This window comes from Methylacidiphilum sp. Yel, from assembly GCF_004421185.1.
Lineage (GTDB): Bacteria > Verrucomicrobiota > Verrucomicrobiia > Methylacidiphilales > Methylacidiphilaceae > Methylacidiphilum.
On the sequence record NZ_LXQB01000023.1, the window covers coordinates 1 to 24,538 of the forward strand.

Below are 24,538 nucleotides of genomic sequence, written 5' to 3' on the forward strand. Positions count from 1 at the left end.
CGACGCTCTTCCGATCTATATCCCCATGCCTGAAGGCAGGGGCATTACGGCGATGGATGGTAAGTATTTTTGAGAAGTAATAAAAAATGCTTTTAAAAAGTCGCAGCAGCATTCTTTGCCTCAATCATTGCCTTTTCCAAAAGCACTTCGCTCTTTTCAAAAAGAGTGCCTTCAATAATTATTTGATGAATATCTGTAATTCCAATAAATCCCAGGATTAATTTCATATAAGGAAGCTGAAAATCGTATTTTTGAAATTCTGTTCCTTCTGGATACTTCCCACCTCTAGAACATATCAAGCAGGCCTTTTTCCCAACTACCAACCCTTTGTAGCCCTCTTGCGGAGAATAAGAAAAAGTATAAGTGGGCTGCACAAGAATATCTATATAATGCTTAAGTTGGTAGGGAATAGCAAAATTCCACATAGGAAAAGAAAACACATATTTGTCGAAGGCAATAAAGTGAGCAATAATTTCTTCGACTTCACTCCATGCTTTTTTTTGTTCAGGAGTATGTTCCAAGCCATGAAAAATGGCATACTTGCTTTGAAGAATATAACCATCAAAAGAAGGAAGGGAGGTGGTCCAAAGATCCAACCTTTCTATGGAGTCTGTTGGGTGATTTGCCTTGTAATCCTCAAGAAATACTTTTGCTGTCGCTATAGAAAGAGATCTATCTTTTCGAGGCGAAGCCTCAATATAAAGAATCTTAGCCATTTTGTTTCTTTCCTTCCTACTTTTGTTATCGGGTGGTATTAGGTATTGTGTTATTTCTATGTGGAAAAGGCCGAGAAAGGTGTTTTGAAGATCGTTTTAGGTTCCTTACTGGAGGGTTTTTTTCAGGTGTGGGCAAAAATACGCGAACATAAGGCTTTTGGGCAGTGTAATATAGATTGGTTGCCACCACACAATAGGAATACCCATAGGGATCAGATGGACCATAAGGAAAAGTGGGATATTTCGCATCGAAATGCTTACCCATCAAAGGCAAAGCAATAAGTTTTTCGACTACACATAGTCGAAGGCATAGTCCAGCAACTAAGAGAAGAAAGAATTTTTTCATAAAAACTTAAAATTTATATCTTAAGCCTCCAAGCACCAAATTGGCTTCGAATTGATCAAAATGCGTATTGATTGTAGTACCAGAACCAAACACGGTAGAATTTCCAGCGTAGGAAAAGTTTGAACCTCCTATCCAAACGAACCGATATTCAACAATAAAACTTAACCGATCCGTAATCCATCTTTCAACCCCAGCAATACCCTGGATTGCTGCAGCTCCTGATGAAGTATCTATGCCTCTTCCAAAAAGATTTTTCCCTGCAAAATTCCCTCTGGATCCTATCCCTGAAATAGAGGACTCCCACATATAAGCTCCCCCAATGCCTACTCCAAAATTGATGATGAGAATAGGCGTATAGACTTTGAGAATACCATCGACAAAAAATAGTCCAGAGTTAAAATTGTCTTTAAAGGCAATGTTGCCAGCCACTGGATTCAACTGGGTAGCCGCAGCGGTCACACCCATATAATAGCCGTCAAACTGAACGGATGGGCTCCAATAGAAGCTACCGCTCGTTCCCATAGCTTCCTTGGGAAATTCATAACCGAATTCAATCCCTCCAACCCCATTGACTATTCCTCCTCGTGGATTAAAGGTAGCCAGACCAACAGGAGAGGGATACAAGGAATATCCATAATTTCCTGGTGCAGAAAAAGCGCCACCGCCAAAAACTCCAGCATATAAGCCAGTCTTCAAAGAAAAAGGGGCTTGTTGTTGAAGAGCCTTTTCATCTTTCAGATTCTTTGCCAAATTATTTTTCTCTTTAGGGAAACCATTTTCGCTGATCGGATCATTTGCAGTAATGGAACTATCCCCCTCGATAGATTGATTTTTAGGATAGTTTGTCGGGCCAGCATTCCAATCTGGTTTTTCTTCAGTATATTCATCTCCGCTTTCCGCTTTCAAAGGCGAAGCCCAAATTACTAACCCCACCAGCAGAATCCATAAGTTAATTTGAAGGCATAAAGCCTTCCCTCGTAAGAGTGTCATTGGCATCCAACGTTAAACAATTAATGGCTCTGAATCTTTTGCTAGCATCATTGTATAGAAGCTGTCAATGGTTTTCTAAAATTATTTGTCTTTCTCCTGAACTAGTGAGTACTGAAAAAATCACCAAAGGAAATACATAAAAAAACCAGCAGAAAGCTTTCTGCTGGTTTTTAGAATAGCAAACAAACTTTTTAACTCACCTTCACTTCAACAGTCTTTGGCTGTGCTTTCTCACCTTTGGGCATATGGAGATAAAGCACCCCATCTTTGAACTCAGCAGATATTTTGTCTTCTTCGACACCCTCAGGCAACTCGAAACTCCTACTAAAAGCTCCATAAGCCCTTTCTACTCTAATGTATCTTTTCTTCTTATCCTTTTCTTCTTTCTCTATCTTTCTTTCTCCAGACACAGTTAAAATATTGTTTTGAATCGATACCTTAACTTCTTCTTTTTTGACTCCAGGAAGGTCCATTTTTACCAAAAACTCCTTATCATCTTCTGTAATATCTGTATAAGGACGCCATTCGCTCAGCTCAAACGGTTCGATTTCTTCTGAAGATAACAATTCAAGAGGTCGTTCAAAAAGAGAAGCCATCTTCCGCCTCATTTCTTCTAATTCCTTAAACGGATCCCAAATAGAAGGTTGAAACAAACTTCTTTTGGTCAGTAGATCAGCCATAACACCTCCTTTTTTAAATTTTTTTTTAATTTGGAGAATGACCTTAATTAACAAGTATTGATTTTTAATTTTTTGTCAAGCCATTCACAATGAAGAATTAATTAAAATATTTTATATATTATGCTTGAAAAAATTCTTAAGCGGAGGAAAACTTATTCCCATTCTTTTTAATGACTGTTCTATTGGATTTTCTTTTCCATTGGGATCATTATTTACAAGTAATAGTCTTAACCCATAAAGAGTGGATCTATCCCTTGCTCTTTCTCATTATTTTTTGTGAAACGGGCTTAGTGTTAACGCCCTTTTTACCAGGAGACTCCTTAGTTTTTACTCTTGGAATTTTTGCTGCCAAAGGCTGGCTCAATCTCTACAGTTTGTTTTTTTTGTTGACACTAGCAGCGATTGGAGGAGACAGTCTCAATTATCTTTTAGGTAACAAATTTGGAAAATTATTTTATGCTTACTCAGAATCCTTTTTCATAAAAAAGGAACATATTCTTAAAAAAACCGAAGACTTTTTTAGTAAATATGGAGCCAAAGCGATTTTTTTATCTCGTTTTGTCCCCATCCTTCGAACTTTTACTCCATTTATTGCGGGTATAGGGTCTATGGCTTACAGCCGTTTTCTTTTCTTTAATGTTTTTGGTGGACTCTGCTGGATTGGACTCTTTCTTGGAACTGGTTATTTCCTAGGCAATCAACCTCTAATTAAAAATCACTTTAAAACCTTTATCTACTTCATTATCTTTTTTTCCCTTTTCCCCTTAATCATCGAGAGGATAAAATCCAAGCTTACTACTAAAACTAATCTGGCAGTTGAAAATTTCAGTAAGAAAAGAAAAGCAGATAATATGAAAATGGAATGACGAAAATGGTATGAAAAAGAAAAGAGAAAGCAATCTTTTAACTTTATAACCAAAGAAAAACTTATGAAAAAAGAATCCTTTGATTTTCTCTGTGCCCTTTTAAAAAGTCCCAGTCCATCCGGTTGGGAAAACCCAGCTCAACAAATATGGATTGACTATGTAAAGGGTTTTGCCCATCGATTGGATAAAGATTTCTATGGGAATGCTGTGGCCTATTTAAATCCAGAAGGCAACCCCAAGATTCTAGTTAATGGGCACATTGATGAAATTGCCTTTCAAATCCAATATATCGATGACTCCGGGTTTCTCTACTTTGCTCCAGTAGGAGGGCCAGATCCAAAACTTGCCAAAGGAAGAAAAGTAAACATTTACCATGAGGGCAACCCTGTCCCTGGGGTAATCGGAACGCTTGCCATTCATCTGCAAGAAAAAGAAACACAAGAAAAACCTCCCAAATGGAGTGAACTTTTTGTTGATATTGGAGCATCCAGCAAAGAAGAAGCACTACAGCATGTACAGATAGGAGATTTGGCCCTTTACGATAGCAGTTTTTTCCCTATTCTCAACGATATTTGGATAGCAAGAGGATGTGACGACAAAGTCGGAGCTTTTGCTGCCGCAGAAGTCTTGAGGCTCTGTTACGAAGAGAAAGTCTCTGGTCCTTGTATTGTAGCAGCTTCGACAATACAAGAAGAAAATGGACTCTACGGGGCAAGTATGATCGGTTATTCAATCCATCCCGATATTGCCATTGTCTTTGATGTTGGCCATGCCACTGATATTCCGATTGTCGACAAAAAGAAATTCGGCGATATTCGACTCGGAAAAGGACCCATATTAAGCCATGGAAGCATCAATCATCCAGGAGTAGTTAAGACTTTAGATAAACTGGCCCATCGATTGGGTATAACTCATCAGCATAGTATCGATCCTAGACGCTCAGGAACGGATGCGGACGCTTTATTTATTCAAAAAGGAGGCATTCCTAGCTGTGTTATCGGAATTCCTAATAGATATATGCATAGCCCCATAGAAGCTTTTCATTTAAAGGATTTGGAAATGGCTGCTTTTTGGGTTTCTTGTTTCTGCAAAGAAATTAAAAGCAAGGATGATATCCTGTATATTTAAATCTATACGAAAACTTCTTTTAACGGATCGTTTTAAAAAATTTAAGACAAAAATCTTTTTCCCAAAAATTTTTTGTCTTTATCTCTTAAAAAAATAGGGAATATTTATTAAAAAAGATTGTTTCATTATAAAATCCAGCTAGCAAAGGAAACAATCACAGCTGAATGTGGACTGATTAGAGAGACTTTAAGTTGTCTCTTCAAACTATTGAGTGGGTGAATATTTAACTACAACAGCTAACATTGTAGTTCTTTGGCTCAGATAGTTATGAAAGCATCCAAACTTCTCCATACTCGCTTGAGGGTAAACAATATCGAAGAGTCAATCAAGTTTTTTACTACAATACTGGGAATGGAAGTAGTCAGAAAGACGCAATCTCCTAGGGGATCTACTTTAGTCTTTTTAAAACTTCCCGGAAGTGACGAAGAGATCGAACTGTGTTATTATCCTGGGAGTGGAAAAGTCTATGTTCCCCCAGATTTGATGCATCTAGCATTTGAGGTTAAAAATCTAGAACAATTTAGAGAACATTGTTCAAAATTAGGATACCAGTTTTCCGATGGTCCAACTGTTACCTCCAATGGTACAAAATTTGCGTTTATTGACCATCCAGATGGTTATGAAATAGAGCTGATTGAACGAAATCAATAACAAAACTTAAGTAAAAAAAATATGCTGCAACCAATTCGTCTCTCAATCAATATCGGAATAAATCCTTTCCAACTACCCAAAGAAATACAAAAAGCCGAAATCATGAGATGTGATTCGATTCATGTGGATGTCATGGATGGTCATTTTGTCCCTAATCTTTCCATAGGTCCAGATTTTATTGCCGCTTTGCGGTCAATGACAGATTTGCCAATAGAAGTTCATCTCCTTATTCAACAACCGGATCGTTTTGCAAGAGATTTTATTGAAGCTGGTGCTGATCTCCTCATTGTTCACCTGGAGTCTCACCATGATATACAAAAAACGATTAATTTAATTCGAGGTCTTGGTTGCCGTTGTGGTCTAGCACTCAATCCACTGACTCTTTTTGAAAAGAGCATCAAGTATCTCCCTCAGCTCCAAACCATTCTCTTTCTTATAAGTAATTTTCCTCCTAAAATTCACCCATTTCAGCCAGAGAAGCTTTCTAAAATAAGAAAAGCCAAGGAATATCGCGAAAAGAACAATCTCAATTTTGAAATACAAGTAGAAGGTGGATTATCCGCTCAAACTATTCCTTCAACAGTGATTGCAGGAGCCAATACCCTTATCTTAGAAAGCTCTTTTTTTACCGAAGAGCTTTCAGTTCAAACCCTCTCTGAGATTCTCAAAGGCATTGACGAAGCCTCCGCCAGCGGATGATATTTTTTCTATTCCGCATGACGTAATTGGTAGATTCAAATTTGGATACAAACTGATTTTGTCTCTAGATAATTTTCAAGCACTGCATGCCCCATCTCTCTACCCCATCCAGATTGTTTATAACCACCAAATGGTAAAGCGGCATCAAACACATTATAACAGTTGATCCATACCGTACCCGCCTTCAGTTTGGAGGCAAGCCGATGGGCTTTTGAAATATCTTTTGTCCATATGCCAGCAGCCAAGCCATAGATTGTCTGATTAGCGACTGGAGCTATCTCCTCGATACCTTCAAAAGGCATAGCACAGACCACAGGCCCGAATATCTCTTCATTGACAACTTTCATATTAGAATGCACACCAGTAAAGATCGTCGGCTGAATAAAATATCCCCGCTGCCCGTATCGATTGCCTCCAGTGACCACTCTGCCTCCTTCACTAATCCCGGACCGAATATAAAAGGAAACTCTATCGAATTGTTCTTGTGAGACAAGCGGCCCCATCTGAGTGTTCGGATCCAATCCGGGACCTAGGCGGATTTTCTTTGCCTCCTCGCTCACTCCTTCGACCACCTTATCAAACACTTTTTTCTCTACATACAGTCTGCTTCCTGCACAACAGCACTGTCCATGATTGAAAAAGATAGCGGATGCCGCTCCAGGGATAGCAGTAGATAAATCCGCATCAGAAAAAACAATGTTAGGGGATTTCCCACCTAGCTCTAAGCTAACCTTTTTTAAATTGGAAGCTGCTGCCTTCACAATGATTTTACCCACTTCTGTAGAACCGGTAAAAGCAACTTTGTCGATGTCCATATGACTAGCTATAGCCGCTCCTGCCGTTTCCCCATAACCGGGCAAAATATTGACGACACCATCAGGGAAACCTGCCTGTTGAATTAGTTCTCCTAACCACAAAGCAGATAAAGGAGTCTGTTCAGCTGGTTTCAGGACAATTGTACACCCAGTAGCAAGTGCTGGCCCCAATTTCCAGGCAGCCATTAATAAGGGAAAGTTCCATGGAATAATCTGGCCAACTACCCCAATAGGCTCTCTTACTGTATAAGAAACAAATGTTTCTGGCTTAGCCAACGAAAAGGGGATGGTGTTACCTTCTATCTTTGTAGCCCATCCAGCCATATATCGGAATAGATCTATAGATAATGGGAGATCGGCAACTTTAGCAACAGCCATTGGTTTTCCGTTGTCGAGAGATTCAATTTGGGCTAATTCTTCAAGATTTTCTTCGATCAGATCTGCCAGCTTCCATATCAATTTCCCTCGGTCCGAAGGGGTCATCTTAGCCCACGGTCCCTTTTCAAAAGCCTCTCTAGCAGCCTTCACTGCCTTGTCCACATCTTCCTTATCAGCTTCGGCCACTTCTGCCAAGATTTCTCCGGTTGCCGGATCGTAGGTCGGGAAAGTTTTGCCCGAAACCGCATCCACCCATTTACCCCCAATAAAAAGCTTTTTGGACATCTTCAAAAAATTCTGAACCTTTGGTAAAAGAGTATATAAAGCCGATGGTGATTTTTCAGAAAAAGTCTCAGTTAACATAAATACCTCCTTAAAGGAGATTTGAACATTTTTTTTTGCATCCGTAAAATAAAAAAATTTTATCGTTAAAATCCTTGAGCCAATCAAAAATTTCTGATAATTGCAACCAGTTTCATTTTATTAACAATAAGCCAAGAATTGAAAAATTTTCTTTCACATCTTGTGGATGGAATTTCCATTTTCTTTTTTAACTTACTTCAGAAGCCCTATAAACTTCCCCCTAATTTTCCATCTCAACTTTGCTCTTACATTGAGAGTTGGAGGAAAGCTTCTTTTAAAGAATACTATTATCCTGACGCTCGATACGAAAATAAAATCACTACTTATATCGCTAACGCTATTGATCGACAGAATCAACTGACTTTTCCAAGCTTCATCCGAAGCCCTCACTCTTTCTCCAATTATGCTACTTTCGAACTTTACCCTTCCAAAAGAGGGTGGCATCAGGCTCCTACAATGATCTTGCTTCATGGCCTCTTGTCCCTTTCTTTAAAGGGCTATATAAAATGGGTCCGCTGGCTTAACAACAAAGGATGGAATGCCGTCATTATGCATCTGCCCTATCATTTTCAGAGAAAACCTGACTCCTTCAGTTTGTTTAGTCCTTCCTGCGTTCAACCAAATATTGTTCATACCATGGAGACCTTAAGACAATCAGTTATAGATCTCTATATCTTTACAAAAGGCCTTCGTTTAATGGGATCTCCTCTGATTGGCGCCTGGGGAATCAGTTATGGAGGGTGGATAATTACCCAAGTTGCCTGTCTTGAAAAGACATTTCACAAACTGATATTGGTTGAACCCCTGCTTAATATTCAGCATGTCATATGGAGCTCGCCAATTGGAAAAGAGATCAGAAGAAAATTAAAACGTCTTGGCATTTCGCATTCAGAAACCGAACCACATCTCCGGCTTGCTTGTCCAAGTTTTTCTATGCCTAAAGTCAGAGGAGATAATATACTCATTGTAGGGGGTCAATTCGATCCAATCAGTCCCCCTTGGATACTCAAAAAGATTCAGGAAAAATGGGAGGCAAAACATCTTTATATTTTACCCGTAGGTCATCTCAATTATACCTTAACTCCAGAAAGTTTTAAGCTTGCATCAAAATGTTGGAAAGATGATTTTTCCATTGACGATCATTGACAAGAGACTAGAAAAGCTAATGATACATTAGAGAGAGTGCCAATGCATGCAGTAAGTAGTACATACAATGGGCCCCTTGAAGAAAAGAGAATCATTCAACTGGTCTCTCATCTTCGATCAGAATTAGCAGTAGAACCATCAATTGGGCTCTCTTTCGCCTGGGCGGGCTATACAAAATCCGATCTGAATTGCTTCGAAGAACTTTCAGATATATTGACTATTTATGGTCATCTAAAAGAACTTATTCTTATTGCCAGCTCTGGCATTGTGGGCCAAGGAATAGAAAACGAAGGGCAGGCTTCTTTTTCACTGATGCTTCTTCATCACGCAGCTTTAAAAGTTCAAGGCATTCCAATCGATACCCATCTGATTGATTCTCTAGAGATTGTTGATAACTGGAAATCTATCGTTTCTTTTGACCCCTCTGAAATCAAAGGCTTTATCCTCTTCAGCGAACCAAACTTCCCAATCGAAAGATTTCTTAAATATTTAAATCAAGCTTACCCCAATATTCCAGCTTGGGGTGGAATTCCCAATGGAAAAGAAAATGAACCTTGTATCTACTATAACCGCAAGCCTATTGCTGGATGTCTCCTTGTTCCGCTTGCTGGGGATATTCAACTTGATGTAATCGTTTCTCAAGCCTGTCGGCCTATTGGCGAGCCTTATATGATCACCAATGCCGAACAAAACATTCTCTACACCCTAGGTAGAAAAACTGCTTATCAGGCTTTGGCTAAGGCTTTCGATTCTTTATCAGAAAAGGAAAGACTTGCCGTTCAAGGGCATCTGTTTATCGGGCTGGCTGTTTCAGAGTACCTTGAGGAATTCAAGCAAGGGGATTTCATCATTCGTAACATTTTGGGCGCGGATCCTTCTACTGGTGCCATAGCTATTGGGGCACTAGCAAGAATTGGCCAGACTGTTCAATACCAATTGAGGGACCCGGTCTCCGCTACTCTTTCCCTTCAAAAAGTGCTTGAAGAAGAAAAATTAAAAGCAGCTGCTAGGAAAGTTGCTCCTTATGCTGTTTTACAAGCGATTTGTACAGGAAGAGGTAAAAACCTCTTTGGGCCATCTGCCAATGTGGACGCGAAAAGCGTACAAGACTATTTTCCAGGTATTCCTCAAGCAGGATTTTTTGCCAACGGTGAGATAGGGCCTTCCTGGGGAATGAATTTTCTTCATGGCTATTCAACTTCAATCGCTTTTCTAAGCTAAGAGAGAGTCTCAAAAGGAAAGAAAGATATTTCTCTTGTATTCTAGAGTGTAAGTTATCAACCTTAAACAGGATATACTCCAGCAATCTTATTAAAAACTTCAGTTTCTCTCTCTCAGTAATCATTTTCTAATTATTCTACACTGATCATCTCCAATAATGATGCTGCTCAAAAAAAAAAAACAAATATCAGTTATTGGATTGAGAGGAGGAATCGCTTTGAGTTGATTGGAGAAGATTAGATTTGTAAGAGGCCGCTATCCAATTATTCAAAGTTTCGTCTGGATGGAGAAGATCTTCCTTAGAAATAGTAAATACACTCAGTCCATTATTTTTTTTAACCAGTTTAAGGCCAAGGGCATAATTTTTAAATTTTTCTTTGCACAGATCTAAAACAGATATTCCTCTTTCCTGCGCTTCTTGTTTTAAAGCTTCGATAGCCTCATTTTGAAAAATAATACGGATCTCATTCGACTTATAAAATTCCTGTAAGAATTGTTCAATTTCCTCCTTCTCCTTGTTCTTTTTAGCGTCATCCATTTCTTGTAAAATCTTTAAAACCTTCTCTTCAGGATTCTCAACCGTTGGAGAATCTATTACAACCTCCTTGATTCCAGTTCCGGGAAGCTCAAATCGGAAAGGCCGCAAAATTTTTTCACAGATAGTCATCAGGCCTCTGGCTCCTGTCCCTTCTTCAATCGCTTTTTCAGCAATTAGCCGTAAGGCTTCTTCTGTAAATTTCAACTCTATACCATAAGCTGCAAACGAGCTCTTATACTGCTTTAGAATAGATCCTTCAGAATCTCGCAGCACATGGAAGAGATCTTCAGCATCCAAAGATTGACAGAAGACTCGTACGGGCAGTCTCCCTATGAACTCCGGTTCAAGACCATATTCGACGAAATCAGAAGTCGTGGCTTCGCTAATAAGATCGGCCACAACCTTTTCTGGTCCATGTGGCTGAAAACCTAGATGCGATCTTCGAATTCTTCTTTGAACTATTTCGGAGAGCTTTTCAAAAGCTCCACTTAAAATAAAAAGGATATAGCGGGTATTAATCGTCTTCCGAAAGGACCGAAGCCCTCTTTGAAAATCGAAAATGGACTGCATTTGCCCCAAAACATCATAGGCAGCTTTTACTGGTACCTCCGTTTCTTCAAGCAACTTCAACAAGTTAGATTGCACTCCTCTACCGCTGACATCCCTGCCAATCATATTGGAAGAAGCCAGTTTGTCTACTTCATCAAGGTAAACGATCCCATATTGAGCAATCTCAGTATCACCTTCGGCTTGTTGAATAAGCTCTCTAATAAGATCTTCCACATCTGCTCCCACATAACCAGTCTCAGAAAACTTGGTCGCATCTGCCTTCACCATTGGAACACCAATACAATCTGCAAGGCAACGAACCAGATAGGTTTTACCAACTCCACTAGGGCCAACAAGAAGAATGTTTTGCTTAACATAATGGGCCGGCCCTCTCCCCATTAACGCTTCTTTTACTTGATTATAATGATCGCATACTGCAACCGTTAAAACCTTTTTGGCCTCTTCCTGTTTAATGACAAAGCGATCAAGATAGGATTTGATCTCCTTGGGAGTAAACTTAAACTGCAATATCTTCTCTTTGAACTTTTCCCTTCGATCCTCTTTATCCGTTTCGGAAGGCATTGGATTAGGATTCCCAAAAGATTTAACGAAATCTTGAAGCCGCTTTTGCATTTCTTGAGGATCTGGAAAAACGAATGACATAATACTTCAAATTGTAAAAGAACGGACCTAAAATCAAGAGAGATCCCTAAAAAATCATCAACAAGAGATTCAAAAGAGCCACCCTGACTTAAAATATGCTTCTATTCCCCGTTCAAGAGAATATTCGGGAATATATCCGAGGTGGTATTGGGTCAATTCTAGATCTGCTTCCGTATGTACTTGATAGAAAGGATAAGGACATGGGAAATATTCAGCTTTGGCCTCCGTTTTCAATATTTGATTTAAGATTTGAATGACCTCATTAAATGATCTGGCACATCCACTCCCTACATTCAACACCGCTACAGGGCAATCTTTTATGGCAGTTAGAATAGTTGCTTTGACAACATCAGCCACATAAACAAAATCTCTTTTCTGCTCACCAAAGGAAAAAAGTCTTGGAGCTTTTCCTTCCTTAATCTGTTTTGCAATCTGTAATATCATACTCGAGGATTTTCCCTTGTGTGTCTCCCTTGGACCATACACGTTAAAATATCGAAGTCCAGTGATTCGGGCTTGAGGATTCTCCTTGGAATAAGCTGCCGCCAAATGTTCCATCTGCAATTTTGAAAAACCATATGGATTCGCAGGATGGGGTTGATCATGAATGCTGTTTCTGCCTGAAGCTATTCCATAGACGGCTGCTGAAGAGGCATAAATGATTCGGGTGGAGGTCCCAGAAAAAAAGCGAAGAAGCTTGCGAAAGGCTTCCACATTATTTTGCATCTGCCTGCGTTCGTCTACAACTGTAGTGTCAGTAAGAGAGGCTAAATGAAATACAAGTGGAATTTCATTTTTAGAAAAATAATTTTCCCACTGAAAGCCATAAAGATCTTCAGCTATAACATCGCAATGGCTACTGAGCATGTTTTTGAAAGAACCGCTTGAAAAGTCGTCAATAACGATAAGATCGCTTTCTGGAAACATCCGTTGTATTTCATGAACAAGATTTGAGCCAATAAATCCCGCTCCTCCAGTGACGAGAATTTTCTTCCACATGATCCTATATTGTTAGAACGATTTTACAAACCAAAACAATCTTTTTCTCTCCTAGAATCTAAGCTCGTAATTTAGAATAGATAATAGAAAGAGGGCAGCTGTTTCAGAACGGAGAATCTGATTTCCAAGATTAATGGGAATAAAACCATGGCTTAAAGCAGATGCTTTTTCTGTTTCTGTAAAATCTCCTTCCGGTCCAACAAGAATGATCACAGAAGATAATTTTTCTTCTGCATGCCTATTGAGTATTTCTTTTAATGGTTTTGCCTCAGGACCGAGGTAAGCCATTAGCTTTAAGGAGAAAGCAAACTCCTTTTTCAAAGCCTCAGGAAAGGTAGTCATTTCAGTTAGTTTAGGTAACTTCTTCTGGTGGCTTTGTTTAACAGCTGCCAGGAGAATATCTTTCCATTTTCTTTCCTTGGCTTGCTTTCTTTCTTCTTTAGAAAACTGGGTTCGCTCCGATACAATCGGGATAATTTGATCAACCCCCACTTCCGTTACCTTCTGAAGGAGAAACTGCATAGCTTTATTTTTAAGAATCGATTGGATCAAAATCAATCGTGGTCCTTTGGGAACAAAAAGTGGGGAGCGTTCCCTTAAAAAAGTTAAAAAAACCCTCTTTTTTTCAATCTTTTTAATTTGTGCTTCCCAGCTGCCACCGTTGCCATCAAAGACTTCGATTACATCTCCAATTTTATGACGCTTTACATGAATACAATGATGCGATTCGGCTACATCCAGATATCCTTGGGCATAATCCTTACAGAAATAGAGATCCATTGTTCAAAACCCTCGGAAGACTTTTCAAAACAAAAATATTTTGATATTTTTCTTTATCTCCATAAGCCTAGAGGCATAGGCTGTTGGCTTTATAAATTAGCAAGGATAGGGGCAAGTTGAAAGTATTAGTAAGCGGAATGATTGCTGGCATGAATGATCGTGCCTTTATTCAAAAAGTCGTTAAGCTAGCCAAGCTTAATGGAAAAGAAATCCATGTTTATAACGCCATCCACGAATTTACCAAAGGGGGGAAAAAACCCCTTGAACGGCTCTTAGGTACTACCGATTATGTCTTCGAACTGACTCGAGAGAGAGAGTATGAAAAAATCGGATTCGACATTCAGAAAAATAACTATAAGGATGTCATTATCCGATTACCTGCAACTATTGAATGGAATAGGATCAATCGAAAATTCAAAGATCAAAGAATTTTAAGAGATTTTATTGGACCAGATGTCATTGTAACATTGATCGAAGCTGAGTGGGTGATCAAAAAGGAGCTTGAATCCATTGACTCTCCAGATCCCTTTCTCAAAGCGCTAAAAGCAAGACAACACACTATTTATGAAATTTTATCTTGGATGAATGAAGAGGTTTCCCTTTCTGAAGACTGGGCAAGATACATGAATATTCCTCATTATGTGATCTCTGTCAATGAATCTCCAGATAGCCTTTATAAACTGGTCGTCTATCCTAAGCCCTGGGTAGTATACGCTAGCTATTCTATGACGCACGCCACTGAAGAAATGAGAAAAATTGTGAATGAAATCATTCGTAAACTTCGGTCTTATGCTGTTGTCATTGATCCACAAACTGTGGAAATATCACAAGAATTTGATTCTCCCCTCGATAGGGAGGTAATTTATGCCTATACCGTGCACCGGGATCTGCATTGGTACGTCGGTAAAGTCGATGCGGTTATTGCCATTCATCCTTATCCGGAAAGGCCCCCGCTTTCTGCTGGAATGATGGATGAACTAGGACATGCTAGAGATTATATGAAAACCCGTTATATGATTTTTCCCAAAGGCTTTTCCCCTTTTACTACTGATTCGTATATCGAAAAGGGCCACCTATTTGAAACTCCAGAAGAATTTTTCGATTATTTAGAAAATGTGGAAAAGAGACAAAAATTCACAGACATTCTTGAACTCTAAGCTTCTTTTATGAAAGGGATTTCCAATTTTATCGATTCCACTCTCCTTCGACCTGACGCCTTAGATCATGAAATCATCAAGTTATGTACAGAGGCTAAAAAATATGGATTCCAAGCAGTTTGTGTTCAACCTTGCTGGGTCTCATTGGCAGCAGAACTGTTGCAAGAAAGTTCCATAAAGACTGCTACCGTTATAGGCTTTCCCTTTGGAGCAAATAAACTAGCTGTTAAATGCATGGAAGCCTCTGAAGCTGTTAGGGATGGGGCCAATGAACTAGATCTCGTTATTCCTCTTTGGGCCGTCCATCTCAAACGTTGGGATATCATCGAAAATGAAGTAAAAGCCGTATGCGACATAGCTGGAGAAATACTCCTAAAAGCTATCTGGAAGTAGGCTGCTTTCATAGATCTGAAATTGAGCAGGCTGCTCTTGCCGCTATTGAAGGAGGGGCCAAATTTATTAAAACTTCTACAGGCTATGGACCTAGGGGAGTAGACATTGAGGACGTTCGCTTTCTTAAGTCCTTTTTACCAAGTTCAATCGGAATAAAAGCTTCTGGAGGAATTCGTTCAAAACGCTTTGCCATCGAATTAATAGAAGCAGGAGCTACAAGGATTGGTAGCTCGCATGCCATTTCTTTCTTTCAAGATTAAATTATCTTGGTTTGTCAGAAACAGCATCCTGTATGCCTATAGTATAAATTTCTAGAACTCTCCAATGAATCGAAAGCTCAAATCAACTCTTAGCTAACACTTTTTTAAATACTGGTTCTTCTCTGTTATTCTAGCTTTCTATGCAAAGTTCAAAACCAAAAAATTTCAGAAAGGCAATATAACGCTTTTTCCCCATGCCCTAAAAGGATGGTCCACCCACCTTCTAAAAATCAACTATTTTATGCCAAATCGTTCTAATATTTCTGCTTTATCAATTTTAGTAAGATCAGCAGGAATCGTCTTAAGAAGATTTTTTTTGGCAGTTTGATCGATCCTTTCTAGGATTCTTGGAAGAATATCTGAACTTGCTGATAAAGCCCAAGCCCCTGGATTGTATTTTTTTATGAGTTGATTGATAATCTTTGCTATCTCACCAATCAATTTCCTCCGAATTTCCAGTTTTTCGTTATGCCGTTCTCCAACAGATCGCTCGCCAGTCAGTGGATAACTAACAACAGCAAATTCACCCTGTTTGTCGGTATCTATATCTTTCAGCCGTTTCCTGCCCATCTCTAAAATCTGATCATCAATCAACTGAGCATGGCAGTTGCCTGTTAATTCATCCCTAATAACTTTATAAGCCTTGATTAGACCAAGGTCTGCCGTAATTAACATATCCAGTCGCATAATTGCCTTTTGTGATTTGTTCCTTCGTTTTTAGAATTTAAAAAAATTAATTTTTTGATAAAATCTTGTAAAGAGCAATATCAATTTGCTTCTTGATCTATTGTCTGACTGCTTCTCTAGTGAACTAATAATCCACATTCCCGTATAGGGATTTTACTGCCTGCCATGGAGATAAAAGAAAATTCCTTAAAGAGGAGGCAAAAAATTCAGAAGTGAGCTAAAATAAAACCGAGCAAGGGCTGGGAAAAGTTCTCCAGGTTTTACATCCACTCCAATATCTGCAACAATTTGAGACACAGAGCGACTGCCATCAGATCTCCTTAAAAATTCGATCAAATAGGAAGAAAGTTTCAAAGGAAGCTGTCTATATAGGCCAGGAATATCAAAAGTTACTTCTAAGATTTGATTATAAGGGGGAGAAACGGCTTGAATTTTTGTCCTATCCCATAAATCCACTAAAGGGCGCCAATGTAAAAATTCATTTCTGTCGGCAGGGGCAAAAGGGGGCATTTTCCTTGGCTTCGAAGCAACAATCATATGGAAAAAAGATGGATTACAATGATCGATCAATGAATGAAGGGTAGGCAGGTCAAGTTCAGTAAGGATATCGAAAAACCGGTTGTCCTGGAGCTGAAGAAAGCTCATGGATGTATACAAAGAATTGATATATTGAAGACCGGAATTATGAATGATTTCAATCCATGTATGCAATGGGAAACAGTCATGATGCACTCCAAAGACATGTGTTTTTAAATAACTTTCGGGCTGTGCCCCTATTCCCTTGTCCATAGGAATCCCCATCAAGTTATCGCAAGCAGAAAGGACCTCTCTTGTTCTTTTGAGTTGTTCGGGATTATTCAGATTAAGGGAAAAAAGAGAAATAGCCGGAGCTAGCCGAACAGTTGGATGAAAAGTGCCTTTGACGCCAATATAAATGCATCCATCGGAAGAAAGACAGCTAGCAAGATGATGAAGGGCAGCTTGGGGATCGTAAACAAATGAAAGGACCTCATGACAACTAATCCAATCGAAATCAGATCCAAGGGAATGGGCTAAATTGGGGTTCATTAAGTCTTCCTGAAAAAAATGGACATTTTGAATTCCCGAAGCCTTCTGCCATTTGATAGCCGTTTCGATAGCCCGCTGGCTAATATCAAAAGCCACCACTGTCAAGTTTGGGAATGCTCTAGCAATATTGAAAGCTTCGTTACCAGTTCCGCATCCAGCAACCAAAAATTTTCCTCTGTCATAAAAAGGCTTTCCTGGTCTACCAACGGCATTGAGCCAGTTAGGAGGGATAATTTTCCATGACTGGTCGGAAAGCACTTTTTCGTCTTCAAAAGGGAAGGGAGTCGACTCAAACTGATTGAGAACAGCCCTTGAAAAGGAAGCAAAATCAAAATGACTTTCTGTATCCGAGTTGCTGATAGTATTCATAAAGAAGGCTGTTTATTATCCCTTCTTTTTCATAGAAAAGAAAGAGAAAAACTCAAAATCTTCAGTTTTTATTTTTGGACAGTGCCCCGGGAGGGATTCGAACCCCCGACCCAGTGATTAAGAGTCACCTGCTCTGACCAGCTGAGCTACCGAGGCCTAGTTGCTATTACAAATGAACTATGAATAATCTTAAGAAATAATCAATGATTGAATTATTTTGAATTATTAATAAACAGGCTCGCCAAGGTCCACCAAAGAAAGGGCTCTATGTTCTGGATTCAGCAGCTTTCCCCAATAGGAATCACAGGGATGCACCATGGTAACTCTTTTCTCGCCTTTATAAAGGGCTCTTCCTTCATTGGCCCATTTGAAAATAGAGCCTTCTAAATAACAAACCTGCCAGTACCCCGCTTGCTGGAGTCTTCGTGCAAAGGAAGCCGCTCTAAACCCAACAGAATCATAGACCACAATAGGCTGTTCTCTTTTCAGTCCCCTATAACCTAACCGAATTTTTTCATTGGGAGACACCCTCCAAGCATGATAGAGATGACTCACTTCATATTCATCCACCGTTCGCACATCCAAAAGCACTGGTGCGTAGTCTCCCCCAACGGTAATCCATCGTTCTAGTTTTTCTGTTGAAACAGAGGCTACATCCGGAAACTTTTCTCTAATGGCATAGAGCACCTTTTCCCATGTTAACTCTGGAGGAAGAGAATTGGCGCATCCAGTAATGAGCAAAAGAGCAAAGACAGAGAGAGATCTCACTAGAAAAGGTTTTTCACTCATAGCCTACAATCATTCTCCAATAATCTTTACTAAAACCCGTTTTCTTCTCTTCCCGTCAAACTCGCCATAGAAAACCTGCTCCCATGGACCCAGATCTAGTTTCCCTCCTGTGATGGCAATGACAACTTCTCTACCCATAATTGTCCTTTTTAGATGCGCATCGGCATTGTCTTCTCCAACGTTATGCTTGTATTGAGAATAGGGTTTTTCTGGAGCTAGTCTTTCCAGCCACCTCTCGAAATCTTCGTGCAGCCCTGCTTCATTATCGTTTATAAATACGCTGGCAGTAATGTGCATTGCATTACAAAGCAACAGGCCTTCTTGAATACCACTTTTTTTCACGCATTCTTCCAGTTTTGGAGTCAGCAGAACAAATGCTCGACGCGAGGGAATATTGAACCATATTTCTTCTCTAAAGCTTTTCATTATTGTTGAAAAAAAAGATCATCCAAACTCGTCGAAGATATTAAACAGATTTGAAGTTTAATGGAACACAAGTTATCACAATAAGTCAAAAAGAAAAGATTAAAATAACTCGACTTGAGCCGAAGGCGGGGCTACTTTTAGCTTTTCGTATGCTCGAGTTGTCACAACTCTTCCCTGAGGAGTCCTTTTTATATAGCCTTCCATGATGAGATAAGGTTCATGGACTTCTTCTAAGGTTCCAGGATCTTCACCAACAGCGACAGCTAAGGATTGTAGTCCTACAGGTCCACCTTCGAATTTATAAACAATGGTTTCCAATATCTTCTTGTCCATTTCATCCAATCCATCTTCATCGATTTCTATCATTGCTAAGGCATTATTAACGACATCCAGAGATATTTTTTGATGCCCTTTGGCATAAGCATAATCACGAATCCACTTCAAAAGGTGATTGACCGTTCTTGGCGTTCCTCGACAGCGTTTGGCTACCTCCCTTGCAGCCAGTTCATTCATCTCCATTTCCAATATCCCTGAAGAACGTTGAACAATTTTAACAAGCTCTTCAAGCTTATAATATTCCAAACGATTGATCAAACCAAACCGACTTCTCAAAGGTTCGGTCAGAAGACCTACACGGGTGGTCGCACCAACTAAGGTAAATTTTGGAAGATTGAGCCTAATGCTTCTAGCATTAGGTCCTTGATCGATCAAAATATCCATTCGGAAATCTTCCATCGCTGGATAAAGATACTCTTCTACAGGGCGACTGAGTCGATGGATTTCATCGATAAAAAGAAAATCAAAAGATTCCAATGTGGTTAATATGCCTGCTAAATTGGCCGCCTTATCAAGAGCAGGACCAGAAGTTATTTTAAGAGAAGCATTCATTTCTTTAGAAAGAATATGTGCCAAGGTTGTCTTTCCCAGTCCCGGTGGACCACTGAAAAGAAGATGCGGGAGTGGTTCCTTTTTGATCTTTGCTGCCTGAACAAGAATATAAAGCCGTTCTTTGATTTTTTCTTGTCCTAAAAAATCGTCGAGCTTTTGGGGCCTCAAATTTTCTTCAAATAAACTATCGGTAGGCTGAGCCAAGACGTCCTTTATTTTTGGATTCATTTTTCCTCATTCCTTAGATCAATGAGTTAGGTTATTTTTCCATACAGGTCAGCTTCAGACATTCCCGTACAACACCTTCAAGATCCTTCTCCGGCTCTTTTTCTCTTACTTTTCGAACTAGCTTCACTGCTTCTGTCTCTTTGAATCCTAATGCAACCAAGGCTTTAAGAGAATCTTCAAAAATTTGATCTTTGGTCTCCTTTGAAAAGGGACCAACACCAGAACGCCCTACATCTAACTTATCTTTTAACTCCACCACTAGCCTGTGCGCGGTCTTCTCTCCAATCCCCTTGATTTTTGAAAGAGCCCTATAGTCTTCCCTATATATAGCTTCTTTAAATTCTTTTGGAGAAAGCACATTGAGAATAGTAATTGCTGTTTTTGGCCCTACTCCATGCACCTTTTCAACAAGAATTCTAAAGATAAACTGTTCATCAAGATCATGAAATCCGAAAAGCTCGAAGCGGTTTTCTGAGACATTCAAATGGGTATAGAGAGAAACCTCCGAATGGAGAGGAGGAAGACTTCGATAAAGGGAAAGAGAAGAGAAGATTTCAAAGCCTATCCCATGGGATTCAACGATAATCGTAGGAAAAGAGCAATAAATGAGAATTCCTTTAAGATATGAAATCATAACCTTTTTGAACATTCCATAAATTGTGGAGATGCGCGAGAGCTACCGCTAGGGCATCAGCAGCATCCACTGGAGGAGGAGAATTCAGGGATAAAACTGCTCGGACCATAAAAGATACCTGCTCTTTTCGAGCCGAACCACGACCGGTTGCAGCAATTTTAACCGTTCTAGGACTATATTCAAAAACCGGCAGATCCTTCAAAGAAAATAACAGTAAGGCAACTCCACGAGCCGCACCCATATCAATGGCTGTTTTCCTATTTTGTACGAAAATGACTGATTCCATAGCCACCTGTTCGGGAGCGTATTTTTGCACAATTTCAAACAGCCCATCATAAAGTTGTCTAAGTCTTCGAGCTTGATCATTACCGTTTCCATCAATTACCCCACAGCTTATCAATTGGACACTGTCCCCATTGGATTCAACGATCCCATAGCCCATTTTCCGAATAGCTGGGTCAATCCCAAGAATTCTTATCGGTTTATTCATTAAAGACTTTTAAAAAGAATTGCTTCCTTTGCATTGTCAAAATTTATTAAAAGATTGATTTTTAGCCATTGGCAAGACTAAAATGCCCTTCTCTATTTAAGACAAGTTGTATTTTCAGTATGAATTGATTATACTTAGAAAAAGACATGTAAAGTTATGAAAATTCTCTGTCCTGTGGATCAGATCTCCTGTTTAAAAGAAGGCATCGATTGTAAAGAAGATCGGATCATGCTGGATATTGATCCCCAAGCCCTATCAGCTGAAGAACGACAATGGCTAGCTTCAGTCCTTCAAAAACAAGACTTGGAAGGCCATTCCATTCTCTATTTTCCTTATGCTTTAAACAATCCTTCCTTTGAGGGATTCAAAGAAAAGATCCGAGAAAAAATGGCTTCTAACAAAGAACAACCTTCCGAAGAAATGCTTCACTGGGAAAGTCCTTCTTCTAATCCCAAAGAAAGGTCTACTAATCAAAAACCAGAGCAACGTCCACAAAACACTACTGAGTTGAAAGATGCTGCCAAAGCGGCGGGATTTATGGGTTTAGGAGCCCTCGGATTAGCAGCTCTTGAAAATCTCTTTGGATTTGGTCGTCCCAGAGAAAATATAAACATTATCCTTCCTCCAAAGACCGAAGCCCCCAAAGAAGCACCCTCAACAGACCAGGTCGATGCACAAGAAATAACTGATAACCAAGCCGACGATAGCGAAGATCTTTCTGTAGAGTCTACGATCCCAGAAGATGATTTTGACGACGGTGGTTTTTCAGATGACTCTTGGACGGTCTAAACACCACTGCTACTTGCTATCTTAGGACCTTAATTTTATACAACCTCTTTCTGTTCTTTAATTTTCTTCTGGCTCCTTTCTAATAATGGAAGAGAAAGAATTTGTAAAATAAAAGAGCTAAGGGCTACAGAGGCTAGAGACTTATCGTAAAGAAAACCCATGGCACAGCTTCCTAAGAACCAAGACAAACCGAAGACAAGATAAAAAATACCAAAAGCTGTTCCTCTTATTTCTATAGGAACAAGGGAGGCAATAGCTGCTCTGACCGCAGATTCTTGCACCCCTAAGCCGATTCCCCAAAAAATTGTTCCAATGATGGCCACCGTTCGAATTGGAAAGAGGAATATTAAAGGGGAAGAGAGAGAACCAAGGATGATTGGCCAACTCATTGAGCCTATACCACTTTTATCAAACAATCTGCCTGCCACCAATGCCACGATCGCATCTACCCCCATTGCTAGCATGTAAAGCAAAGGAATCTCATATTCTTTAAAAATATTTTTTTGTCCAAAATGATAAGCAATCAAAGGGAAATCAACATATCCAGCAGCCAAAAACCCAAGGCCAGTGATATACCACCAGAAGCTTTCAGTTAATCCTTGTCGTTTACCGCTAGCTTTGTCATTTTGTTCTTTTGGCTGACAATCAATCAGAAAGCCACTGAGCTTTTGGTATCTTTTATGAGTCACAAAAAGAATCAACAAAGCCAGAAAAGCTGGCATGATTAACAAGCCCAAAGCAGTCCGGTAACTTTTCCAATGCATAATGGCTAAAGCAATCAAAAAAGGGCCAGTCATCGCTCCTAGTTGATCTAAGGCTTCATGAATGCCAAAACCCAACCCTCTACCGACCCCTTCTGTAGCATGGGATAATAATACATCGCGAGAAGGAGTTCGTATGCCTTTACCAAACCTTTCTAGAACGATCAGAAGGCCGACTTGAGGCCAATTTTTGGCGATAGCTAATAAAGGGACTGCAATTTGATTTATAAAATACCCTGCGAATACAAAAACCCAGTGACTTTTTGTTTTATCCCCCAAGCTTCCCGCTACAAGACGAACTACATAACCAGTCAGCTCTCCTATGCCAGCTATGAAACCAATCGCACTACCCGTTGCTCCAACAACACCCAGAAAAGGGCCCAATATAGATCTTGCCCCTTCATAAGTGATATCAGCAGCCAGACTAACACAGCCAAAAAGAATTACCAGCTGTAAAGAAGCCGAATAGGACGCCGAATTTTTAAGTTTCGAAAAAAAACCTCCTTTATTCGAATGTTCGGGGTCCAAGAATCCTCCTTATCATCGATCGTTTTAACTCTCCTTTGAGATAATTCAGATAGCGAAACTTTTTCCACAAGAACAATGAGTAACCGCATTGGGATTCTTAACAACGAAGCCTTGATTTAGCAAATCTTCCGAATAATCCAGAATAGAACCGCTTAAAAAAAGAGCACTTTTAGGATCCACAATGAGTTTGACTCCTTTGGAATCGATCAAGATATCCTTTGTTTCTGGACCATCCACAATGTTCATCTCATACTGCAGCCCCGCACATCCTCCTCCAACAACAGAAATACGAAGCGCTCCTTCCTGCCTGCCACTCTGTTCAAGAATTTCCTTTAATCTTAAAGCCGCCTTCTCAGTAATCTGGCATAGTTTTTCAGAACCCCTGGTAAAAGAGACCTCTTTGTTCATATAGTAAGATTATATTGTTTAAACTGTATCTGGAAAAAGAAAAAACTATCCCCTGCTCAACCAGTATACTCAGTTTTTTATCCAAATAATATGTCAGTATTTTCTGAAGATTTTTTTTCTGGATGTTCTTTTAGGGTTTCAGCTAACTTTTTAAATTCAAACCGTTTGAAAAGCCTCTCCTGTTCAGCATAGTTAGGCTTTATCCGAAGCTCTTCTATCGTTAGAGGCAAGGGAATATCATTTTTTAACTCAAGCATCTTATAATTGGTCCAAATTAGTTCTTTATTCTTTTCAATAAGTTGGGCAAACCGTTTGTCTGGAATATCACTGGCAGTAAGTAAAGCAGAGAGAGAACCGTATCGACTAATCCATTTTGCTGCCGTTTTTTTACCAATGCCAGGAACACCAGGGATATTGTCAACGCTGTCTCCAGTTAAGGCAAGTAGATCAGGTAGCTGCCATGGATGGACTAACCATTTTTCTTCAATGTCTTTTTCTGTGATAAGCCTAAACTTTTTCCTTTCTACAGTATATACACTTACATGCGGTCCGATCAAACTCAAAAGATCCTTATCATTGGTCGCCAAAACCACATCAATATTTTTTTCAATTGCCTTTTTTGTGTAGGTGGCAATGACATCATCTGCCTCTTGTCCTTCAACCTCTATCGGAGTAAGGCCAAGGGCTTTTAAAAGTTCTTTAAGCCAGGGAATTTGGACTTTTAAGGCATTAGGGATTTCAGGCCTATTCGCCTTATAATCTGACCTTAAGGCTAACCTATCAGCAGGTAATCCACCATCAAATACCACAGCTCCAAAGTCGGGTTGTAGATCCGCAAGCATCCTTCGAATAACAATAGTCAGTCCGTAGATCGCATTAGTCGGCTCTCCCGATCTAGTAGAAAGAGAAGGCATAGCATAAAAGGAGCGAAATGCATAGTAATAGCCATCGACCAAAAGAAAACGCATTTCTAAAAAATCACTAGAAAAGAGTCTTTTGTCTAGCTTCTTTTAACAAAAGACACAAGAAAAGAAGCATCCGCCTCTAAGGCAAACCTTGAGGAAGGATCCAATAGATTCACGAATTGAGGGATTAGAAATATGTCTTGTTTTTCTTTTCGTATTTTTCTTTAATT

The 24,538-nt window shown here is 39.6% G+C and carries 28 protein-coding genes and 1 tRNA gene; 10 read left to right on the forward strand and 19 right to left on the reverse strand.

Annotation, left to right across the window (positions count from 1 at the left end):
- Nucleotides 1–92: 92 nt before the first annotated feature.
- The 4 genes from A7Q09_RS04120 to A7Q09_RS04135 form a co-directional block, all read right to left on the reverse strand.
- Entirely contained in the window at nucleotides 93–716 is a 624-nt protein-coding gene (locus tag A7Q09_RS04120) for an FMN-dependent NADH-azoreductase (protein ID WP_134390034.1), read from the reverse strand.
- Between the two features lie 25 nt (nucleotides 717–741).
- A complete protein-coding gene (locus tag A7Q09_RS04125; protein WP_134390035.1) occupies nucleotides 742–1,062 on the reverse strand; it encodes a hypothetical protein in 321 nt (106 codons plus the stop codon).
- 6 nt (nucleotides 1,063–1,068) lie between these two features.
- Nucleotides 1,069–2,052 (reverse strand): outer membrane protein, encoded by a 984-nt coding sequence (locus A7Q09_RS04130; RefSeq protein WP_244228507.1) that lies wholly within the window; start codon nucleotides 2,050–2,052, stop codon nucleotides 1,069–1,071.
- 191 nt (nucleotides 2,053–2,243) lie between these two features.
- The gene (locus A7Q09_RS04135; protein WP_134390037.1) at nucleotides 2,244–2,732 is read right to left on the reverse strand and encodes an Hsp20/alpha crystallin family protein; all 489 of its coding nucleotides are present in this window, start codon (nucleotides 2,730–2,732) and stop codon (nucleotides 2,244–2,246) included.
- Nucleotides 2,733–2,902: 170 nt separating this feature from the next.
- On the opposite strand from A7Q09_RS04135, the gene A7Q09_RS04140 reads away from it, so the two are divergent.
- The 4 genes from A7Q09_RS04140 (at nucleotide 2,903) to A7Q09_RS04155 (ending at nucleotide 6,076) form a co-directional block, all read left to right on the forward strand.
- The gene (locus tag A7Q09_RS04140) at nucleotides 2,903–3,598 is read left to right on the forward strand and encodes a VTT domain-containing protein (protein ID WP_134390038.1); all 696 of its coding nucleotides are present in this window, start codon (nucleotides 2,903–2,905) and stop codon (nucleotides 3,596–3,598) included.
- Between the two features lie 63 nt (nucleotides 3,599–3,661).
- The gene (locus A7Q09_RS04145; protein ID WP_134390039.1) at nucleotides 3,662–4,726 is read left to right on the forward strand and encodes a M20/M25/M40 family metallo-hydrolase; all 1,065 of its coding nucleotides are present in this window, start codon (nucleotides 3,662–3,664) and stop codon (nucleotides 4,724–4,726) included.
- A gap of 267 nt (nucleotides 4,727–4,993) precedes the next feature.
- On the forward strand, nucleotides 4,994–5,377 hold the full coding sequence (locus A7Q09_RS04150; RefSeq protein WP_134390040.1) for a VOC family protein: 384 nt from the start codon (nucleotides 4,994–4,996) through the stop codon (nucleotides 5,375–5,377).
- Between the two features lie 21 nt (nucleotides 5,378–5,398).
- The gene (locus A7Q09_RS04155; protein WP_134390041.1) at nucleotides 5,399–6,076 is read left to right on the forward strand and encodes a ribulose-phosphate 3-epimerase; all 678 of its coding nucleotides are present in this window, start codon (nucleotides 5,399–5,401) and stop codon (nucleotides 6,074–6,076) included.
- Between the two features lie 35 nt (nucleotides 6,077–6,111).
- Here A7Q09_RS04155 and A7Q09_RS04160 read toward each other — a convergent pair whose 3' ends face one another.
- Nucleotides 6,112–7,632, reverse strand: coding sequence for an aldehyde dehydrogenase family protein (locus A7Q09_RS04160; RefSeq protein WP_134390042.1), 1,521 nt, complete (start codon nucleotides 7,630–7,632; stop codon nucleotides 6,112–6,114).
- Nucleotides 7,633–7,770: 138 nt separating this feature from the next.
- On the opposite strand from A7Q09_RS04160, the gene A7Q09_RS04165 reads away from it, so the two are divergent.
- Nucleotides 7,771–8,778 (forward strand): alpha/beta hydrolase, encoded by a 1,008-nt coding sequence (locus A7Q09_RS04165; RefSeq protein ID WP_134390043.1) that lies wholly within the window; start codon nucleotides 7,771–7,773, stop codon nucleotides 8,776–8,778.
- A 42-nt stretch (nucleotides 8,779–8,820) separates the two neighbouring features.
- A complete protein-coding gene (locus A7Q09_RS04170) occupies nucleotides 8,821–9,999 on the forward strand; it encodes an FIST C-terminal domain-containing protein (RefSeq protein ID WP_134390044.1) in 1,179 nt (392 codons plus the stop codon).
- Nucleotides 10,000–10,186: 187 nt separating this feature from the next.
- Here A7Q09_RS04170 and A7Q09_RS04175 read toward each other — a convergent pair whose 3' ends face one another.
- The 3 genes from A7Q09_RS04175 to A7Q09_RS04185 all read right to left on the reverse strand — a co-directional run bounded on the left by A7Q09_RS04175 (nucleotide 10,187) and on the right by A7Q09_RS04185 (nucleotide 13,528).
- On the reverse strand, nucleotides 10,187–11,749 hold the full coding sequence (locus A7Q09_RS04175; protein WP_134390045.1) for an AAA family ATPase: 1,563 nt from the start codon (nucleotides 11,747–11,749) through the stop codon (nucleotides 10,187–10,189).
- Between the two features lie 69 nt (nucleotides 11,750–11,818).
- A complete protein-coding gene (gene rfaD, locus A7Q09_RS04180) occupies nucleotides 11,819–12,748 on the reverse strand; it encodes an ADP-glyceromanno-heptose 6-epimerase (protein ID WP_134390046.1) in 930 nt (309 codons plus the stop codon).
- A gap of 51 nt (nucleotides 12,749–12,799) precedes the next feature.
- The gene (locus A7Q09_RS04185; RefSeq protein ID WP_134390047.1) at nucleotides 12,800–13,528 is read right to left on the reverse strand and encodes a 16S rRNA (uracil(1498)-N(3))-methyltransferase; all 729 of its coding nucleotides are present in this window, start codon (nucleotides 13,526–13,528) and stop codon (nucleotides 12,800–12,802) included.
- A gap of 116 nt (nucleotides 13,529–13,644) precedes the next feature.
- Between A7Q09_RS04185 and A7Q09_RS04190 the strand changes: the two genes are divergently transcribed.
- From A7Q09_RS04190 to A7Q09_RS10930, 3 genes are read left to right on the forward strand one after another with little or no spacing between them, the layout of a single operon-like run.
- Nucleotides 13,645–14,685, forward strand: coding sequence for a hypothetical protein (locus tag A7Q09_RS04190; RefSeq protein ID WP_134390048.1), 1,041 nt, complete (start codon nucleotides 13,645–13,647; stop codon nucleotides 14,683–14,685).
- Between the two features lie 9 nt (nucleotides 14,686–14,694).
- Nucleotides 14,695–15,078, forward strand: coding sequence for a deoxyribose-phosphate aldolase (deoC, locus tag A7Q09_RS10925; RefSeq protein WP_244228509.1), 384 nt, complete (start codon nucleotides 14,695–14,697; stop codon nucleotides 15,076–15,078).
- The gene (locus tag A7Q09_RS10930) at nucleotides 15,033–15,338 is read left to right on the forward strand and encodes a hypothetical protein (RefSeq protein ID WP_244228510.1); all 306 of its coding nucleotides are present in this window, start codon (nucleotides 15,033–15,035) and stop codon (nucleotides 15,336–15,338) included. The genes deoC and A7Q09_RS10930 overlap by 46 nt, the downstream gene beginning before the upstream one ends.
- A 234-nt stretch (nucleotides 15,339–15,572) precedes the next feature.
- Here A7Q09_RS10930 and A7Q09_RS04200 read toward each other — a convergent pair whose 3' ends face one another.
- From A7Q09_RS04200 to ruvC, 8 genes are all read right to left on the reverse strand, one after another.
- Nucleotides 15,573–16,025 carry a host attachment protein gene (locus A7Q09_RS04200; protein ID WP_134390049.1) on the reverse strand — a complete coding sequence of 151 codons (453 nt, stop codon included), beginning with the start codon at nucleotides 16,023–16,025 and terminating at the stop codon, nucleotides 15,573–15,575.
- A 186-nt stretch (nucleotides 16,026–16,211) separates the two neighbouring features.
- Entirely contained in the window at nucleotides 16,212–17,462 is a 1,251-nt protein-coding gene (locus A7Q09_RS04205; protein ID WP_134390050.1) for a bifunctional 2-polyprenyl-6-hydroxyphenol methylase/3-demethylubiquinol 3-O-methyltransferase UbiG, read from the reverse strand.
- A gap of 82 nt (nucleotides 17,463–17,544) precedes the next feature.
- Nucleotides 17,545–17,618, reverse strand: a tRNA-Lys gene (locus A7Q09_RS04210).
- Nucleotides 17,619–17,687: 69 nt separating this feature from the next.
- Complete coding sequence (locus A7Q09_RS04215; RefSeq protein WP_134390051.1) at nucleotides 17,688–18,251, reverse strand: rhodanese-like domain-containing protein; 564 nt, start codon at nucleotides 18,249–18,251, stop codon at nucleotides 17,688–17,690.
- A gap of 9 nt (nucleotides 18,252–18,260) precedes the next feature.
- Entirely contained in the window at nucleotides 18,261–18,677 is a 417-nt protein-coding gene (locus A7Q09_RS04220; protein WP_134390052.1) for a secondary thiamine-phosphate synthase enzyme YjbQ, read from the reverse strand.
- A gap of 99 nt (nucleotides 18,678–18,776) precedes the next feature.
- Nucleotides 18,777–19,793, reverse strand: coding sequence for a Holliday junction branch migration DNA helicase RuvB (ruvB, locus tag A7Q09_RS04225; RefSeq protein ID WP_134390053.1), 1,017 nt, complete (start codon nucleotides 19,791–19,793; stop codon nucleotides 18,777–18,779).
- Nucleotides 19,794–19,824: 31 nt separating this feature from the next.
- The gene (gene ruvA / locus A7Q09_RS04230) at nucleotides 19,825–20,427 is read right to left on the reverse strand and encodes a Holliday junction branch migration protein RuvA (RefSeq protein WP_134390054.1); all 603 of its coding nucleotides are present in this window, start codon (nucleotides 20,425–20,427) and stop codon (nucleotides 19,825–19,827) included.
- Nucleotides 20,411–20,917 carry a crossover junction endodeoxyribonuclease RuvC gene (ruvC, locus tag A7Q09_RS04235; RefSeq protein WP_134390055.1) on the reverse strand — a complete coding sequence of 169 codons (507 nt, stop codon included), beginning with the start codon at nucleotides 20,915–20,917 and terminating at the stop codon, nucleotides 20,411–20,413. Before ruvC ends, ruvA begins: the two co-directional genes overlap by 17 nt.
- A gap of 156 nt (nucleotides 20,918–21,073) precedes the next feature.
- Here ruvC and A7Q09_RS04240 point away from each other — a divergent pair, with 156 nt between their 5' ends.
- A complete protein-coding gene (locus A7Q09_RS04240; RefSeq protein ID WP_134390056.1) occupies nucleotides 21,074–21,706 on the forward strand; it encodes a hypothetical protein in 633 nt (210 codons plus the stop codon).
- Between the two features lie 35 nt (nucleotides 21,707–21,741).
- On the opposite strand, the gene A7Q09_RS04245 is transcribed toward A7Q09_RS04240, so the two are convergent.
- From A7Q09_RS04245 to A7Q09_RS04255, 3 genes are all read right to left on the reverse strand, one after another.
- The gene (locus A7Q09_RS04245; protein ID WP_134390057.1) at nucleotides 21,742–22,995 is read right to left on the reverse strand and encodes an MFS transporter; all 1,254 of its coding nucleotides are present in this window, start codon (nucleotides 22,993–22,995) and stop codon (nucleotides 21,742–21,744) included.
- A 45-nt stretch (nucleotides 22,996–23,040) separates the two neighbouring features.
- The gene (locus A7Q09_RS04250) at nucleotides 23,041–23,403 is read right to left on the reverse strand and encodes an iron-sulfur cluster assembly accessory protein (protein ID WP_134390058.1); all 363 of its coding nucleotides are present in this window, start codon (nucleotides 23,401–23,403) and stop codon (nucleotides 23,041–23,043) included.
- Between the two features lie 77 nt (nucleotides 23,404–23,480).
- Nucleotides 23,481–24,371, reverse strand: coding sequence for a 5'-3' exonuclease H3TH domain-containing protein (locus A7Q09_RS04255; RefSeq protein WP_134390059.1), 891 nt, complete (start codon nucleotides 24,369–24,371; stop codon nucleotides 23,481–23,483).
- Between the last annotated feature and the right edge of the window lie 167 nt (nucleotides 24,372–24,538).